The organism is Sulfitobacter sp. SH22, assembly GCF_965641905.1.
In the GTDB taxonomy this organism is placed as follows: Bacteria; Pseudomonadota; Alphaproteobacteria; order Rhodobacterales; family Rhodobacteraceae; genus Sulfitobacter.
Map to the genome: position 1 here is coordinate 836602 of NZ_OZ282573.1, position 16330 is coordinate 852931.

General features: G+C 58.9%; 15 protein-coding genes and 1 tRNA gene. 8 read left to right on the forward strand and 8 right to left on the reverse strand.

The genetic code is table 11. The features are described from left to right. Positions 1-176: 176 nt before the first annotated feature. A complete protein-coding gene (locus tag ACSQ13_RS06075) occupies positions 177-1016 on the reverse strand; it encodes an AAA family ATPase (protein WP_176249945.1) in 840 nt (279 codons plus the stop codon). A 151-nt stretch (positions 1017-1167) separates the two neighbouring features. Here ACSQ13_RS06075 and dksA point away from each other — a divergent pair, with 151 nt between their 5' ends. Beyond that, positions 1168-1602 carry an RNA polymerase-binding protein DksA gene (gene dksA, locus ACSQ13_RS06080; RefSeq protein WP_176249944.1) on the forward strand — a complete coding sequence of 145 codons (435 nt, stop codon included), beginning with the start codon at positions 1168-1170 and terminating at the stop codon, positions 1600-1602. 69 nt (positions 1603-1671) lie between these two features. Next, a complete protein-coding gene (locus ACSQ13_RS06085) occupies positions 1672-2841 on the forward strand; it encodes an FAD-dependent monooxygenase (protein WP_295508594.1) in 1170 nt (389 codons plus the stop codon). A 3-nt stretch (positions 2842-2844) separates the two neighbouring features. Here the strand turns inward: ACSQ13_RS06085 and ACSQ13_RS06090 are convergent, their stop codons facing one another. Then, positions 2845-3894: an ornithine cyclodeaminase gene (locus tag ACSQ13_RS06090; RefSeq protein ID WP_295508592.1), complete on the reverse strand. Its 1050-nt coding sequence runs from the start codon at positions 3892-3894 to the stop codon at positions 2845-2847. Between the two features lie 21 nt (positions 3895-3915). After that, entirely contained in the window at positions 3916-4836 is a 921-nt protein-coding gene (gene rocF / locus ACSQ13_RS06095) for an arginase (RefSeq protein WP_295508588.1), read from the reverse strand. A 111-nt stretch (positions 4837-4947) separates the two neighbouring features. On the opposite strand from rocF, the gene ACSQ13_RS06100 reads away from it, so the two are divergent. After that, a complete protein-coding gene (locus tag ACSQ13_RS06100) occupies positions 4948-5391 on the forward strand; it encodes an Lrp/AsnC family transcriptional regulator (protein ID WP_176249940.1) in 444 nt (147 codons plus the stop codon). Here the strand turns inward: ACSQ13_RS06100 and ACSQ13_RS06105 are convergent. Together ACSQ13_RS06105 and ACSQ13_RS06110 are read right to left on the reverse strand one after the other, a co-directional pair. Further along, a complete protein-coding gene (locus tag ACSQ13_RS06105; protein WP_295508584.1) occupies positions 5388-5855 on the reverse strand; it encodes a disulfide bond formation protein B in 468 nt (155 codons plus the stop codon). The genes ACSQ13_RS06100 and ACSQ13_RS06105 overlap by 4 nt on opposite strands. Then, the gene (locus ACSQ13_RS06110; RefSeq protein ID WP_176249938.1) at positions 5855-6433 is read right to left on the reverse strand and encodes a YqaA family protein; all 579 of its coding nucleotides are present in this window, start codon (positions 6431-6433) and stop codon (positions 5855-5857) included. Before ACSQ13_RS06110 ends, ACSQ13_RS06105 begins: the two co-directional genes overlap by 1 nt. 122 nt (positions 6434-6555) lie before the next feature. On the opposite strand from ACSQ13_RS06110, the gene ACSQ13_RS06115 reads away from it, so the two are divergent. The 3 genes from ACSQ13_RS06115 to ACSQ13_RS06125 all read left to right on the forward strand — a co-directional run bounded on the left by ACSQ13_RS06115 (position 6556) and on the right by ACSQ13_RS06125 (position 7779). Continuing rightward, a tRNA-Leu gene (locus tag ACSQ13_RS06115) sits at positions 6556-6639 on the forward strand. 23 nt (positions 6640-6662) lie between these two features. Beyond that, on the forward strand, positions 6663-7004 hold the full coding sequence (locus ACSQ13_RS06120) for a hypothetical protein (RefSeq protein ID WP_295508579.1): 342 nt from the start codon (positions 6663-6665) through the stop codon (positions 7002-7004). A 157-nt stretch (positions 7005-7161) separates the two neighbouring features. Continuing rightward, positions 7162-7779, forward strand: coding sequence for a Hint domain-containing protein (locus ACSQ13_RS06125; RefSeq protein WP_367268330.1), 618 nt, complete (start codon positions 7162-7164; stop codon positions 7777-7779). Positions 7780-7812: 33 nt separating this feature from the next. Here ACSQ13_RS06125 and ACSQ13_RS06130 read toward each other — a convergent pair whose 3' ends face one another. Continuing rightward, on the reverse strand, positions 7813-8427 hold the full coding sequence (locus tag ACSQ13_RS06130; protein ID WP_295508576.1) for a nucleotidyltransferase family protein: 615 nt from the start codon (positions 8425-8427) through the stop codon (positions 7813-7815). A 20-nt stretch (positions 8428-8447) separates the two neighbouring features. Continuing rightward, positions 8448-10874, reverse strand: coding sequence for a GcvT family protein (locus ACSQ13_RS06135; RefSeq protein ID WP_295508574.1), 2427 nt, complete (start codon positions 10872-10874; stop codon positions 8448-8450). A 160-nt stretch (positions 10875-11034) separates the two neighbouring features. On the opposite strand from ACSQ13_RS06135, the gene ACSQ13_RS06140 reads away from it, so the two are divergent. Both ACSQ13_RS06140 and ACSQ13_RS06145 read left to right on the forward strand, forming a co-directional pair. Then, positions 11035-12363 (forward strand): DUF2254 domain-containing protein, encoded by a 1329-nt coding sequence (locus tag ACSQ13_RS06140; protein ID WP_295508570.1) that lies wholly within the window; start codon positions 11035-11037, stop codon positions 12361-12363. A gap of 130 nt (positions 12364-12493) precedes the next feature. Next, positions 12494-14914 carry a GcvT family protein gene (locus tag ACSQ13_RS06145; RefSeq protein ID WP_295508567.1) on the forward strand — a complete coding sequence of 807 codons (2421 nt, stop codon included), beginning with the start codon at positions 12494-12496 and terminating at the stop codon, positions 14912-14914. A gap of 83 nt (positions 14915-14997) precedes the next feature. On the opposite strand, the gene ACSQ13_RS06150 is transcribed toward ACSQ13_RS06145, so the two are convergent. Further along, the gene (locus ACSQ13_RS06150; protein WP_176249931.1) at positions 14998-16305 is read right to left on the reverse strand and encodes an HlyC/CorC family transporter; all 1308 of its coding nucleotides are present in this window, start codon (positions 16303-16305) and stop codon (positions 14998-15000) included. Positions 16306-16330 lie beyond the last annotated feature (25 nt).

Sequence of the window (16330 nt, forward strand, 5' to 3'; positions counted from 1 at the left end):
CTTTTGAGCTGATTACAGGGTCAAAATTGCCCACTAACCAGACCTTTCTAAGGACCAATAATGTCAAAAGAGAGAAAAATGTTAATGATTACGGCAGGCATGTGGCGTGCGTGTCGTGCACGCCACAAGTGCATATGGGCTGCGGGTACAGCCGCCACTAGATTTGGTTTCCCGCGCTATTTCTGAGCGCGGGCCATGAAGGCAAGACGTTCAAACAGGTGTACGTCCTGTTCGTTTTTCAGCAAGGCACCATGCAATTTGGGCAACGCGCTTTTGCCATCTTTCTTGAGATCAGCCGCATCCATGTCTTCGGCCAGCAGCAATTTCAGCCAGTCCAGCACCTCGGATGTTGACGGCTTTTTCTTGAGGCCCTGTTGGTCGCGAATCTCGTAGAACTGGGTCAGCGCGGTGGTCAGCAGGTTTTCTTTGATGCCCGGATGATGCACTTCGACGATTTTGCGCAGCGTGTCCATTTCGGGGAAGCGGATATAGTGAAAGAAGCATCGGCGCAAAAACGCGTCAGGCAGTTCTTTTTCATTGTTGGAGGTGATGATCACGATGGGGCGGTTGACCGCCTTGATGGTCTCGCCTGTCTCGTAGACAAAGAACTCCATCTTATCGAGCTCTTGCAAAAGGTCGTTGGGAAATTCGATATCGGCTTTGTCGATCTCGTCGATCAGCAGAACGGTTTTGCCTTCGGCCTCGAACGCCTGCCACATCTTGCCTTTGCGGATATAGTTTTTCACGTCATGCACGCGCTCTTCGCCCAACTGGCTATCCCGCAGGCGGCTGACCGCATCATATTCATACAGGCCCTGCTGGGCGCGGGTTGTCGACTTGATGTTCCATTCGATCATCGGCAGCCCAAGCGCGTTGGACACCTGGCGTGCCAGTTCGGTTTTACCGGTGCCCGGCTCGCCTTTGACCAGCAACGGACGTTCAAGCGTCACCGCCGCGTTTACCGCGATTGTCAGGTCATCCGTTGCGACGTAGTCATCAGTACCTTGGAATTTCATCTTGTTATCAACCTTCTCTGGCGCGTCATTCGGGGTCCTTAAACCAATTTTCGACTCCATTGTGTAGTGACAATCGGTGAACGCTGCGTTAGACGCCTGCAACAGGAGCGGAGTCGGGAGACTGACCTCAATGACTGGATCAAGGACCGCTATGGGGAATGATATGAAGCAGGAAGTTTTTCTGGCAGACGGCTATAGCCCTGCCGAAGACGAGCCGTTCATGAATGATCGGCAAGTTGAGTATTTCAGACGCAAGTTGTTAAACTGGAAAGCAGAGCTGCTGGCAGGCAGCCGCGACACAATCGAAGGTCTGCAGGATGGCACGCGCAACATCCCTGACGTGAACGATCGTGCCTCCGAAGAAACAGACCGTGCATTGGAATTGCGCACACGTGACCGGGCCCGCAAACTGGTCAGCAAGATCGACGCCGCCTTGCGCCGCATTGATGATGGTGAGTTCGGATATTGTTCGGTGACCGGCGATCCTATCTCGCTTAAACGTCTTGACGCCCGGCCCATCGCAACGATGAGCCTTGAGGCGCAAGAGCGTCACGAGCGCCGCGAAAAAGTCCATCGTGACGATTGAGCGTTCCTAAGAAAAAAATTAAACAAGCGTCAGGGTGCAAGCCGTGGCGCTTTTTTCATGGGGGGCAATATGGCCATCAGTAATGCAATCGTGATTGGCGGCGGGATTGGCGGGCTGGCATCTGCTGCGTGCCTGTCGCGCCGTGGTATGGCCGTGACCTTGCTAGAACAGGCCCCCAAGATCACCGAAGTCGGCGCGGGTTTGCAGATCAGCCCCAATGGTATGGCCGTGTTGCGTGCGATGGGGCTGGAAACGCAGTTGGAAAACCGCGGGGCCGTACGGGGCGAAGCCGTCGTCTTGCAAGACTACAGGGACGGAAAACAGGTGGCGCGGCTGGACCTGATGCGCGGGCAGGCGGCCCATCCCTATATGTTCATGCACCGGGCCGATCTGATTGATCTGCTGTGGGGGGCGGCCAAACGGGGCAATGTGTCGGTTGAATTGGGGATCGCGTCCGACCATTGCGTTCCCGGGCCCTTGCCGCAGGTCAGGTTGGCCGATGCCAGCACAAGGCGTGCCAAGCTGGTCGTTGACGCAAGCGGCATCCATTCAAAAACGCGGGGCATGTTGAATGCCACAAACGAGCCGCGATTTAGCGGGCAGGTGGCGTGGCGTGCATTGGTGCCGAACCGGTTCAATCACCCCAACGAGGCGCATGTCACAATGGGCCCCGGTCGCCATCTGGTCAGCTATCCCCTGCGCGGCGGCAAACTGGTGAACCTCGTCGCTGTCGAAGAGCGCAACAGCTGGGCCCCCGAAGGCTGGGCCATCGCGGATGATCCGGCAAATCTGCGCAAGGCGTTTGACGGATTTGGCGGCCGTGCAGGAGAAATGATTGCCGCCGTTGAACGCTGCACGTTATGGGGGCTGCACCTGCATCCTGTCGCCGAGACGTGGCAAAGCGACGGTGTTGCGCTGGTGGGCGATGCCGCGCATCCAACGCTGCCGTTTCTGGCCCAAGGGGCCAATATGGCGCTGGAGGACGCGTGGGTGCTGGCCGATTGCGTGTTGAATGCCCCCGAAGAACAGGCCCTGAACCGGTATCAGGCCTTGCGCAAACCACGCGCAAAAAGGGTGATCAAGGCGGCAGCGGGCAACGCGGCCCGCTACCATATGGCACCCGGTCTGAACAGGTTCGCGGCCCATACCGGCCTGCGTCTGGCCAGCAAAATCGCCCCCGGTGCCATGATCGGTTCCTTTAACTGGCTGTATCATCACGACGTGACCGCGAAAGCCTAGACCCTAGCCCGCGCGTTGCAGCATCCCGAACAGGTCGCGTGGATCTTCGGGATCGGCCAGCAGGTCAAGCGGGTCAAACAGCCCCGTGCTGGCTATCTGGTCGCGCACATAGCGCAGCGCCGAGAAATCCTCGATCGCGAAACCGACGCTGTCAAACAGGGTGATCTGCTTGTCATCCGTGCGGCCCTTGGCCTGTCCGGTCAACACCTGCCAGATTTCAGTCACCGGATGATCGGCGTCAAGCTGCTGGATTTCGCCCTCGATACGGGTTTGTTCGGGGTATTCCACAAAGATGCCCGCACGGTGCAAAATCGCCGGGGCCAGTTCGGTCTTGCCGGGGCAATCGCCGCCAATCGCATTGATGTGGATGCCAGCACCGACCATGTTATCAGTCAGGATCGTCGCATATTGCTTGTCTGCGGTGCAGGTGGTGACAATCTGCGCGCCCAATATGGCGTCTTCGGCGGTGTCACAGGCCACGACCTTGATCCCGTGGCCCGCCAGATTTGTCGCACATTTCGCGGTGGCGGCTGGGTCGATATCAAAGAGGCGCACTTCGTCGATGCCGACAATCGCCTTCATCGCCAGTGTCTGGAACTCCGATTGCGCCCCGTTGCCGATCATCGCCATCACATGCGCACCCTTGGGGGCCAGCAACCGCGCAACCACAGCCGAGGTCGCAGCCGTACGAAGCGCCGTCAGCATCGTCATCTCGGACAGCAACACCGGATAGCCATTGGCGACATTGGCCAGCAACCCGAAAGCCGTCACCGTCTGCAACCCGTCTGCCGTGTTGGACGGATGCCCGTTGACGTATTTGAACCCGTAGACATCCCCGTCCGAGGTCGGCATCAATTCGATCACACCCTTTTCGGAATGGCTGGCAACACGGGAGGTTTTGTCAAACATCTCCCACCGTTTGAAATCGGCCTCGATATAGTCACCAAGCCCCACCAACATGGGTTCAACACCGACGTGGTGGATCAGCTTCATCATGTTGTGAACGGAAACAAACGGCACAAGCGCCTTGGCAGAGGGGTTGAGATTGGTCATGGCTGGCATCCTTTCACGGGATCAATAGGCGCGGGTGGGGCGGTCAAAGACGCGGCGGCCAAAGGCAGAGGCGGCCAGATCAACCATCAAACGCGCAGTGCGGCCGCGTTCATCCAGAAACGGGTTCAGCTCCACCAGATCCAGTGATGTCATCAAGCCGCTGTCGTGGAGGATTTCCATCACCAGATGGCCTTCGCGCACGGTGGCACCGCCCGGAACCGTGGTGCCGACAGCAGGCGCAACGGAAGGGTCAAGGAAATCAACATCCAGCGACACATGCAGCATCCCGTTGGCCGCCGCGACCTTGGCAAGGAAGGCATTCAACGGCGTGGCAATGCCGGTTTCGTCAATCTCGCGCATGTCGACCCGCTGGATGGTGGTTTCCTGCAAGGCAGCGCGTTCAGCCGCATCGACAGAGCGCAAGCCGATGATGGCAATATTGTCGTGGGGCAGCGGATAGGGCAGATCGGGGAAGGCATCAAAACCCTCGCGCCCCGTCACGTACCCCAAGGGCGTGCCGTGCAAATTGCCGCTGTCGGTGCTTTCGGGGGTGTGAAAATCGCTATGGGCATCCAGCCACAACACAAACAAGGGACGACCCTCCGCCTGCGCAAACCGCATTGCGCCCAAGACGGTGCCGGACGCCAGCGCATGATCGCCGCCCATAAAGATCGGGGTGCCTTCGCCTAGTGCTGCCTCGGCCGCGTCAGCCAGGCTTTGGGTCCAGGCGATCGTTTCCTCAAGCGCGTGCAATTTGGGGTGCTGGCCGGGCGTATAGGGGGCGGGCGGGACATTGCCGCGGTCTGTGACCGTGTGACCCAGATCGGCCAGCGCCGTTGCAAGCCCTGCGGTGCGATAGGCGTCAGGCCCCATCAGGCAGCCCAAACGGCGCTTGCCGCTGTCCATCGGTGCGCCCAGAAGAATGCAGTTTTGCTGTGTCATGGAAAAGACCCCTTTGATTGCGTTTCAACAGACATATCTGGCTGGTCTGGATCGTCACAATGTAATAAAGTGACCAAACCGGAGATATTTTGACCGGATTGGATGGATCAAATGAACAAATCGGACGAAGCACTGGTCTCGGCCCTGCGCGAGGACGCGCGCGCGTCGCTGTCGGATCTGGCGGCACGGCTGGGCATTTCGCGCACAACATTGCGTGCCCGGCTTGAGCGGCTGCAAGCAAGCGGTGAAATATTGGGGTTTACGGTGGTGACGCGCTCGGATGTTCTGGCCGATCCGGTGCGCGGGTTGATGATGATCGAAATCGAAGGGCGCGGCACTGACCGGATCACCCGCACGCTGATGGGCATGACGCAGTTGCGGGCGGTGCATTCGACCAATGGCCGCTGGGATGTGATCGTCGAAATCGGCACCAAAACCCTCGAGGAATTTGACGAGGTTCTGGCCCGGATTCGCAAGCTTGACGGTGTTGTGGCCAGTGAAACCAGCCTGTTGTTGAAAACCCGTAAAACCGGGCAGGGCGCGCAGGCGGGTTAGGCGCGCGCCCGCGCCGCAGCCACCCAGAACGCCAACAAGACAGCGCAAATCACGGCGTTCCAGCCCGCCATCGACAGGCCGAACAGCTGCCACACGATCTCGTCGCACATGACCAAGCCCGAAGGCGCGGTCGTCGACAGCAGATCGCTGCCGCTTAGCGCGCCCAAATCCATGCCGCCGCCTGTGCAGCTTGACGGGCCGGGCCACCATTTCCATTCAACACCAGCATGATAAACGCCGATTGCGCCTGTAACCGTAACGGCCAGCGCGCCCAGCCAGATCAAGGCCCGCGGCGCACCGAACAGCACGATCACACCGATCACAATTGCCGCCGCGTGGGGCCATCTTTGCCACAGGCACAATTTGCACGGCACCATCCCGCCCAGATGCTGAAACCCGAAGGCCCCCAACAGCAGCGCCGCTGAACCAAGGGTTGCCAATAGAATCAAAGTCTTGCGCGTCATCACAGATACCTCACCGCAAAAAAGCCGCCAAAAAGAAGCACAACGGCAATTGTAAACATGAGCGGCAGCCGCCGCTCGATAAAGTCGCGCACCGGCGCGCCGAATTTCCACAACAGCGCCGCGACGATAAAGAACCGCAAGGCGCGTGCAAGGATCGAGGTGACGATAAACGTGCCAAGCGGCATGGCCGTCCAGCCCGACATGATCGTGATCACCTTGTAGGGAAACGGCGTGACGCCAGCGGTCAACACGGCCCAGAACCCCATGTCATTGAAACGCGAAGAGAATTCGGCCATCGCATCGGCCTTGCCCAAGCTCGCCAGAATAGGGGCCCCGATCGTATCAAAGGCAAATGCCCCGATGGCATAGCCCAGCATCCCCCCCAGCACCGACGCGACCAGTGCCACGCCCGCGATCAGCCAGGCCCGGTTCGGGCGCGCCAAAATCATCGGAATCATCATGATATCGGGTGGAATCGGAAAGACCGAGCTTTCGATGAACGCGATGAATGCCAGCGCCCACAGTGCTTTCGGGTGGTTGGCAAGGCTTAACACCCAGTCATACAGACCTCGGATCATGCGTGGTTCTCCGCTAAAATGACAATGTTTCAAGGCAACACCATGCCTATCGCATGGGGTCAAGAAAAACCCGCAAATTTACCCTTGCCGACCTGTGCGTTGCGCGGTATCAGCCCCCCAGTGCCCGAGTGGCGGAATGGTAGACGCAGGGGATTCAAAATCCCCCGCCGCGAGGCGTGCCGGTTCGAGTCCGGCCTTGGGTACCAATAACCTTTGCAGGTTATTCCGCATGAAGACTGCGACTGTGTTGCAGGGATTTATGAATTGGACTCGAGTCAGCCATCATTCGATTGTTATCGAATATGGCGGCTCCCTCCCAAATCCTGAAAAAATGCTTAAAATCCGATGGGATTGGTTCCTGTTGCCGTTTCTTTCCCTGCGCGAATTTTGCCGGGGTCAGGCTTTTTTCTATGCCGATGCCGGTTTTCGACATTGGAAACAATGCGCTGACCTGCTGGGTGATTTGGGGCGGAATTTGGGGAATATTGCCGATTTCCTTGGGTGGGTCGATGCAAAATGCGCATCAATTTGGAAACAATGGCCGAAAATCCCCGCAACGTTGATCTTCTGAAAATGCCGATATAACCCCACAAGCCCCTTAATATGTTAATTTTGTTTCTTGTTTGATCTTTCTGGGCCGAACCGGGGCAGCTATGCTGGGCTGCATAAAACTTGCCCGCGCTTTTACGGTTTTTTTCACGACAAGCTATTTACGATGACCAAGGATAATGACGTTGCCAACGCCCGATACTGAAATAACGCCTTGCTTTACCACAGGGACACGCATTGCCACGCCAAAAGGCGAACGCAAGGTCGAGGATTTGCAGGTCGGGGATGTTGTGGTGACGCGCGACAATGGGCTTCAGGAAATCCGCTGGACCGGGCGGCGCGCCATGACGTCAGGTGATCTTTCCCGCGCCGCGCATCTGAAACCGGTTCTGATCCGGCAGGGGGCTTTGGGCAGCAATCTGCCGGAGCGTGACATGATGCTAAGCCCGAACCACCGTGTTCTGGTAGCGAATGATAAAACCGCCTTGTATTTCGAGGAACGCGAAGTGCTGGTTGCGGCCAAGCATCTGACGGGTGTCCAAGGGGTCGATGTCGTCGCCAGCACCGGCACGACCTATTATCACTTTATGTGCGATCACCACGAGGTCGTGCTGTCAAACGGTGTCTGGATCGAAAGCTTTCAACCCACCCAGCAAAGCCTTGCGGGGATCGGCAACGCACAGCGCACTGAAATTCAAGAGATTTTTCCAGAACTGGCCACGCAGGAGGGCACGAACGCCTATCTATCTGCCCGCCGCACCCTCAAGAAAGCCGACGTCATCCTGTTCGACCGTTAACTGGCCCTCATGCACGCGATGTGCCCGCTGCGGCTAACGGTCGGGGTTTTCGGCGCGCCATTTATCCCAGGCCTCGGGGGTGTCCAGATCACGGCGGGCCTGTTGTCCTGAAAGCGGAATTAGGACTGAATGGTCCTTTGCGGCGGCGACGATCTCGCGACCGCCATTGTCGCCGGTCAGTTTCGCGAATTCCGGAAAATGGACAGCCGCAAAGATAATGGGGTGCCCCGGTTGACCCTGCGCAGTCGCCCCGCGCCAGATCGAGTTAGTTGATTTTAAATCAACGGCTTGCAGGCACTTCTTCAAGTCGACGATGGTCAAATCCGGCAGATCGGCAAGCAACAGCATCGCGGCTGGCGTGTTTGGCGGCAGCGCAGCAAATCCGCGCCTTAGGGATGCAGCCATGCCTTCATCGGCATCGGGAACGGGGACCCGGGTGATCTCAAGATCCGCGATCACGTCATAGCGCGGGTGCGGTTTGGCTGGTAAGGTCACAATCACTGGCCCTGAGTGCGCAGCCAAAGCCATCATCGCCTGACGCCGCAACAAGGGCATCCCGTCCACCTGCTCAAGCAGTTTGTCACGGCCTTTCATGCGCGATGACTGGCCAGCGGCTAGCAGGATAATCGGGAGGACGGGTTTGCTCATCCGTTATGACTAGCGCGATTTCAACACGGGGTTAAGGGTGCGCCGCGCATTCTTGCGCCATCGGCATCAAATAAGGGGGTCGTGATCAGACGGGCAGGGCACATCTTGCCCAAAATCTCGATCTCTACCCGCAAACCGTCGCGCCTGCTGCCCGTAGGGACAAACCCCAAGGCGATGGATTTGCCCGCGAAATGCGAATAGCCGCCCGAGGTGCAGAACCCCACCACCTGACCGTCATGCCAGATCGGTTCGTAGCCATGCACATCGGCGTCGATACTATCCACCTCGAATGCACAAAGCGCGCGATCCGGGCCAGCGCGCCGATCAGCCTCGGCTGCGGTTCTGCCAATGAAATCAACGTTCTTCTTGAAGCTGATGAACAGGTCCAGCCCGGTTTCGGCGGCGGTGTAATCAGGCGAAAATTCCGACATCCAACTGCCAAAAAATTTATCGAGCCGCAGCGACATCATCGCGCGCATTCCAAAAGGCACCATGTCAAAGGCTTTGCCTGCTTCCCAAAGCGTGGTCCAAAGGCTGCGTTGATCCATCGGGTCGCAATAAATCTCGAACCCCAGATCGCCGGTATAGCTGACACGCTGCACCAGACAATTCACCATGCCGACGGTCATTTTGCGCACATCCATGAACCGCAGGGTGGTGACGTCATCGCGGGTGCAGGTGGCCAGAACGGCTGCGGCATTCGGCCCTGCAATCTGGAACCCCGTACGTTTGTCGGAAATATTCTCGACCCGCACATCACCTTGTAAATGCCGGGTAAACCAGCGCATGTGATAGGCCTGCGCGCCGTAAGATGCGGTCAGCTGGAAGGTTTGCGCATCCAGACAGGACATGGTGAAATCACCGATCAGCTTGCCTTTTTCCGACAGCATCGGCGTCAGTGACATACGCCCTTGGGCAGGCACGCGCCCCGCCATGATCCTGTCCAGCCATGCGCGGGCGTCCGCCCCCGTGACCAGATATTTTCCGAAATTCTGCACCTCGTTGATGCCAACACTGCCTCGCACCCCCGCAACCTCGCGCGCCACAGCGCTGAACGCGTCAGAGCGGCGGAAGGACGGCGTCTCGAATTTTGGCTCGTTGCCCGTGGCGAAATAGTTGGGCACCTCGAGCCCGTATTGCTGGCCCCAGACCGCGCCCAGACGGCTGAAAATATCATACATCGGCGTGGTGCGATGGGGCCGGGCGGCGGGCAGTTCCTCGTTCGGATAGGAGACCGAGAACCGCTTTTGATAATTTTCGATCACTTTGGGCAAGGTATAGCCGGGGCTGATCCAGTCACCAAAGCGCGCCACATCCATCGCCATCACATCGCGCTCCGGTTCACCTTCGACCATCCATTGCGCCAGCGTCAGCCCGACACCGCCCCCCTGAGAGAAGCCGGCCATCACGCCACAGGCCGACCAATAATTGCGCAGGCCGGGCACGGGCCCCACCAGCGGATTGCCGTCGGGCGCAAATGTAAACGGGCCGTGGATGACGGATTTGACACCGGCAGTGGCCAGCACGGGAAAGCGTTTATAAGCGAAATCAATGCTTTGTTCGATCTTGTCAAAGTCATCGGGCAGCAGTTCATGGCCAAACCCCCATGGCGTGCCATCCACCGCCCAAGGCCGCGCGGATTGTTCGTAAAACCCGATGCACAGCCCGCGCCCTTCTTGGCGCAGATAGCTTTCTCCGGCGGGGTCCATCACATGCGGATGCTCGGCCTCGCGTTCATAGATTTCGGGGATGTCGTCGGTGACGATATACTGGTGTTCCATCGGGTGCAGGGGAAAGTACACACCCGCCATCGCGCCCACTTCACGTGCCCACAACCCGCCTGCGTTGATCAGATGTTCAGTGTGGATCGTGCCCTTGTCTGTCACCACATCCCACGTGCCATCGGGGCGCTGGTTGGTTTCGCGCACCATGCAATGGGTCTCAATGGTGGCACCGCCCATACGTGCCGCCTTCGCATAGGCGTGGGTCGTGCCCGACGGGTCAAGATGCCCGTCGAGCGGATCATAAAGCCCGCCGATAATGCCCTCGAGGTTGGTAATCGGGGCGATCCTGGCGATTTCTTCCGGTCCGACGATCTCGGTATCGAGCCCCATAAAGCGGTGCTTGGCCCGTTCCGCCAGCATCATGTCAAAACGTTCCGGCGTATCGGCAAGGGTCACGCCGCCCACGTGATGCAAGCCGCAGGACATGCCGGTGATTTCCTCAAGCTCTTTGTAAAGACGGATGGTATAGCCCTGCAACGCGGCCATATTCGTATCGCCATTCAACGTGTGAAACCCGCCAGCGGCGTGCCATGTGCTGCCCGAGGTCAGTTCCGACCGCTCCACCAGCATCACGTCTTTCCAACCCAGTTTGGTCAGATGATACAAAACCGACGCGCCAACGACGCCGCCCCCAATCACGAGCGCACGGGTGGTGGTTTTCATCTTGGGTCTCCCTTTGGGGCGGTTTCAGGGGATCGTTGCAAGGTGACAAACATGTGGCATGTTGCGCAGCGACATTTCATGTCGGGTTTGGCTCATCCCTTTTGGCCAGCTTGGCAAAGCGCCGCTGGACAAGAGATGCCACCACATTAGATTGCACGCTATGATAAAAAACCTTCTCAACCCGTCGACCCTGATCCGCAAAGCCCGCTATTACAGCCGCCAGCTTTCGGTGCGGGTGGCGATTATGGGCCTGCTTGCCATCGGTGCTGTGGCGCTGAGTTCGCTTATCGAAAGCTGGATACCTGAAAAGCTAGGCACGACGCTGACCGGCGCGGCAGCAGACCGGCTGTTGTCGATCATCGCGAACGCCATGTTGGCTGTCACCACATTCTCGCTCAGCGTGATGGTGTCGGTCTATCGCAGTTCATCGACCCAATGGACCCCGCGTGTGCACCGGTTGATCATTCAGGATCTGACTACACAAAACACATTGGCGGTATTCATCGGGGCTTATGTGTACGCGCTGATCGCGATCATCATGCGGGAATTGGGCGTGTTCGACGACAAACGCGCCTTTGTCCTGTTTATCACCACCGTGTTGGTGCTGGTTCTGATCGTCTTCTACCTGATCCGCTGGGTGCTGCATTTGCAAAGCTTTGGCAGCTTAATCGACACCTCCCGTCAGGTGGAGCGCGAAACCTGCCGCACATTCCGCGACCGTCTGGCCAACCCCTGCCTTGGGGCCAATCCGCTGGTTGATGCGGTGCCCGAGGGTGCCGAGGTGATCAGGGCAAATGAAAGCGGCTACATCCAGCACATTTATCCTGAGGGGCTGGACAGTGTCGCCAAGAACCACGGCGTCCATATCTATCTGGTGCGCAATATCGGTGGTTTCGTGTTCGTCAACGAACCTTTGGTGCAAGTTCACCGTGTGGGGGAGCCGATTGACGACGATCATACCGATGAAACCCTGCACGACGGCATTCAACGCAGCATTATTGTCGGCGATGTCCGCACCTTTGACCAAGACCCGCGTTTCGGGTTGATCGTCATGGGCGAGGTCGCGTCCAAGGCGCTGTCGCCCGGCGTGAATGATCCTGGCACGGCGATTGACGTGATCCACCGTATCGGGCGCATTCTGACCGATTACGACGACGAAGTCGCGCGCGACCGCGACGAGATACTGGAGAACATATTTGTCAGACCGCTTGATCCGGAGGATTTGATCCAGGACGCCTTTGGGGCCTTGGCGCGGGACGGCAAAACGGTGGTCGAGGTGCAGCAATGTTTGCAATCCACCTTGGGCGGGCTGATGCGCCACCCCGATGACGGTTTGTGCAAGGCTGCGCGCGGTGCTGCTGAGCGGCATTTGTTGCGCGCCCTGTCAGGGATCGATTTCGCCCCCGATCGCGACCAATTGCTGAAAAGCGCAGCTAAAGAAGTGCGTGACAGTGTGACCGCCAAACTTGATGCGGGGAAAGCCACCTAAGCCATTTTGCGCGCCCCATATTTTGCGGAGCTTGTCTTGATGGCGACGGGATTTGTCGGTTTTAAGCAACCGCAATGGTCCCCGGGCCGCCAAACTCGGGCGATTGTCACAGGGAACTGGAACCCAAAATATGCGCACCCATGCTCAAGCCGTCGTTATCGGGGGTGGCGTTATCGGCTGCTCTATCCTGTATCACCTGACCAAATTGGGGTGGACGGATGTCGTTTTGCTGGAACGGTCCGAGCTGACATCGGGCAGCACATGGCACGCAGCGGCGAATATTCACGGGTTGCATGACAACAACAACATCACCCGCATCCAGAACTACACGATGGACCTGTACAATGCGCTCGAGGCCGAAACCGGCCAGTCGTGCGGCGTGTTCCAGCCCGGCAGCCTGTATCTGGCGCAGACCGAGGCGCGTGAACACCAGTTGCGGCTGCAAGCGGCCAAGGCGAAATACTATGGGCTGAATTTCCACGAAGTCACCCGCGACGAGGCCGAACGCCTGCATCCGCTGGTCAATTATGACGGCATCCGCTGCATCATGTTCGAACCCTCGGGCGGCAATGTGGACCCGTCGGGCGTGACCAATGCCTATGCCACAGGTGCGCGGCAGAACGGGGCCGAAATCATCCGGTTTTGCCCCGTCACGGGGACCGAACAGCAACCCGACGGCAGCTGGATCGTGCGCACCGAAAAGGGGGATATCGCAACGCAATGGATTGTGAACGCCGCAGGTCTATGGGGCCGCGAGGTCGCGGCGATGGCAGGCTTGACCCTGCCGCTGCAACCGACCGAACACCAGTATTTCGTCACTGAAACCATCCCCGAAATCGCAGGTCTTGACCGCCGTCTGCCATCCGTCGCCGACCGTGACGGCGAATATTACCTGCGTCAGGAAGGCAAGGGTCTGCTGGTCGGTGCCTATGAAAAAGACCTGCGGTTCTGGGCCGAGGACGGCACGCCGCTTGGCTTTGGCCATGAACTGTTTGCCGATGATCTGGAACGGATCGAACCCAACATGATGCGCGCCATTGACCGGGTGCCCGCCGTGGGGACCGCCGGGATCAAACGGGTGATCAACGGGCCGATGATCTGGTCGCCCGATGCCAATGTGCTGTTTGGCCCCGTGCCTGAACTGCGCAACTATTTCTGTTGTAACGGGATTATTCCGGGGTTCTCGCAGTCAGGCGGCATGGGGCTGCTGGCGGCGGATTGGATCGTCACGGGCGAATCCCGCTATGACATGTTCGCCTGGGATGTGGCGCGGTTTGGCGACTGGGCCGATGCGGCGTTCACCAAGGCGCGGGTGGGGGACCAATACGCCAACCGTTTCAAGATCCATTTCCCCAACGAGGAACGCGCCGCAGGCCGCCCCGTGCGCACGCGCCCCGTCTATGAGACCCAAAAACAGATGGGGGCGGTGTTCGGGCTGAACTATGGCTGGGAACACCCCTTGTGGTTTGCCGACACCCCCGGCACCGCAGATACCGACGGGTTTACGCGGCAAAACTGGTGGGGGCCTGTGGGCGATGAATGCCGGATGCTGCGCGACAAGGCGGGGATCATCGACATCTCTAACTTTGCCAAATACCGCTGTACGGGGCCGGATGCGGAAAGCTGGCTGAACAGCGTTTTCGCCAACACCATGCCCAAGGCTGTGGGGCGGTCCTGTCTGACCCCGCTGATCGGGGTGCGCGGCGGGATTGCGGGCGATTTCACCGTGACGCGATTGGGAGACGAGGAGTTCTGGATCATCGGGTCGGGCATGGCCGAACGCTATCACCAGCGGTTCTTTAACGCGGTGCCTTTGCCCGAAGGGACCGTGTTCGAGAGCCAGACCGTTGCGATGTGCGGCTTTAACGTCGCGGGGCCAAAATCACGCGAGATGCTGCAACGGCTGACGAACACATCGCTGGACGGGGCCGATTTCCCCTTCATGCGGTCAAAATGGCTGGAGATCGCGGGCATCCGCGTGCTGGCCTTGCGCGTGTCATTCACCGGCGATCTGGGCTGGGAACTGCATTGTGATGCAGCCGATCAACCCGCACTTTACGGGGCTCTGATAAAGGCAGGCCGCGATGTGGGCGCTGGCCCTGTCGGATCGCGTGCGTTGATGTCGCTGCGGATCGAAAAGGGCTATGGGTCATGGGGCCGCGAATACAGCCCCGAATACTGGCCGCAAGAAGTGGGGCTGGACCGTTTGTGCAAGCTGGACAAAGAGTTTTTGAACAAACCGGCCCTGCTGGAGGTGCTGCAAAAGCCTGCCCGTGAACAACTGGTCGTTCTGGCGCTGGATGCCGATGCGACTGATGCGTCAAACGCGGACGCGACGGGCGGGGAGCCGATATTCAAGGATGGCGTGGGGGTTGGGCGTGTGACCTCAGGGGCCTATGGCTATTCGGTCGGGCTGTCGCTGGCGCTTGGGTTTGTGAAAAACGTGAAGCCGGGCGACAGGGTCGAGGTGATGGTGCTGGGGGTGCCCCATGGCGCGGTCGTGCTGGAACAGGCCCCGTTTGACCCAGATGGGGCCCGGTTGCGCGGTTAGCACTGGTTCTCGGGGGCCATTTCTTTTGAAGATTGGGGGCCAGCCCCCAAGACCCCCGGGATATTTGAAAGCCAGAGAAGCGGTTAGAGGGGGCGGATTTTGAATTGGGTGATCCGGTTGCCATCGCGGGCCGTGACCTCGAAGCGGAAGCCGTGGAACACAAAGACCTGACCGGGGGTCGGGATCATTTGCGCCTCGTGGATCACCAGTCCTGCGACTGTGTTGGCTTCGTCATCGGGGAGATTCCAGTCGGTGGCGCGGTTGATGTCGCGGATGGTCATGGCACCATCGACGAAATACTGGCCGTCTTCGGCCTTGGTCACGCCCATGTCTGCCTCTGCGTCGAATTCATCGGTGATCTCGCCAACGATTTCTTCGAGGATGTCTTCGAGGGTGATCAGGCCTTGCAGGGAGCCGTATTCATCCACGACCAGGGCAAAATGGGTGCGGCGGCGCAGGAACTGGCGCATCTGTTCGTCAAGAGTTGAGGTTTCGGGTACGAAATAGGGTTTCATCGCCACATCGGTGATGTTGAAATCCTTGAAGGGTTCGGCACCGGCCGGCGCTTCGGTGATCCGTTTGTACATGGCGCGCAAAAGGTCTTTGGCGTGGATCACGCCGACGATGTTTTCGGGATCATCGCGGTAGACGGGCAGGCGGGTGTGGCTGGACTCAAGGCATTGTTCGAGGATCTTGGCCGGGTCCAGCCGGGCGTCTATCATCTCGATCCCCGAGCGGTGCAGCATGACCTCTTCGACCACGCGTTCGCGCAGGTCCAGCGCCCCCAGAATCCGGTCGCGGTCCTCTTTTTCGACGACCCCTTCGGAATGGCCCAGTTGCAGCGCGCCGGCGATTTCTTCTCGAACCGCCAGAATGTTGCTGTCAGGGTCGATCGTTACGCCAAACAGGCGCAATATCCCGCGCACCAGAAACCGGACCGCGCTGACCATGGGGCTGAAGATCAAGACAACAATCGAAATCGGGCGCGACACCAGACCGGCTGCGGCTTCGGCATTTGTGATCGCATAGGTTTTTGGCAGCACTTCGGAGAAGATGAGGACCAGCAGGGTCATGACCAGTGTTGCCATGGCCACACCGGATTCGCCAAACAACCGCGTGAAAAGCGCGGTGGCGAGGGAGGCTGCAAGAATATTCACGAGATTGTTGCCCAACAGGACGGAGCCGATCAGCCGTTCGTTGTCTTCGGTGATCGCCAATGCCCGTTCGGCCCCCTTGGACCCCTTGTCAGCCTGGGCGCGCAGCTTGCCGCGCGACGCCGCCGTCAGGGCCGTTTCAGAGCCGGAGAAGAACCCCGACAGCACCAGAAGAAACAAAATAATGCCGACGCTGATCCAGAACTCTCCGTCAAGCATTGCGGGGACCGTGTCCATTTGAGAATATACCTTTTGCGATTGT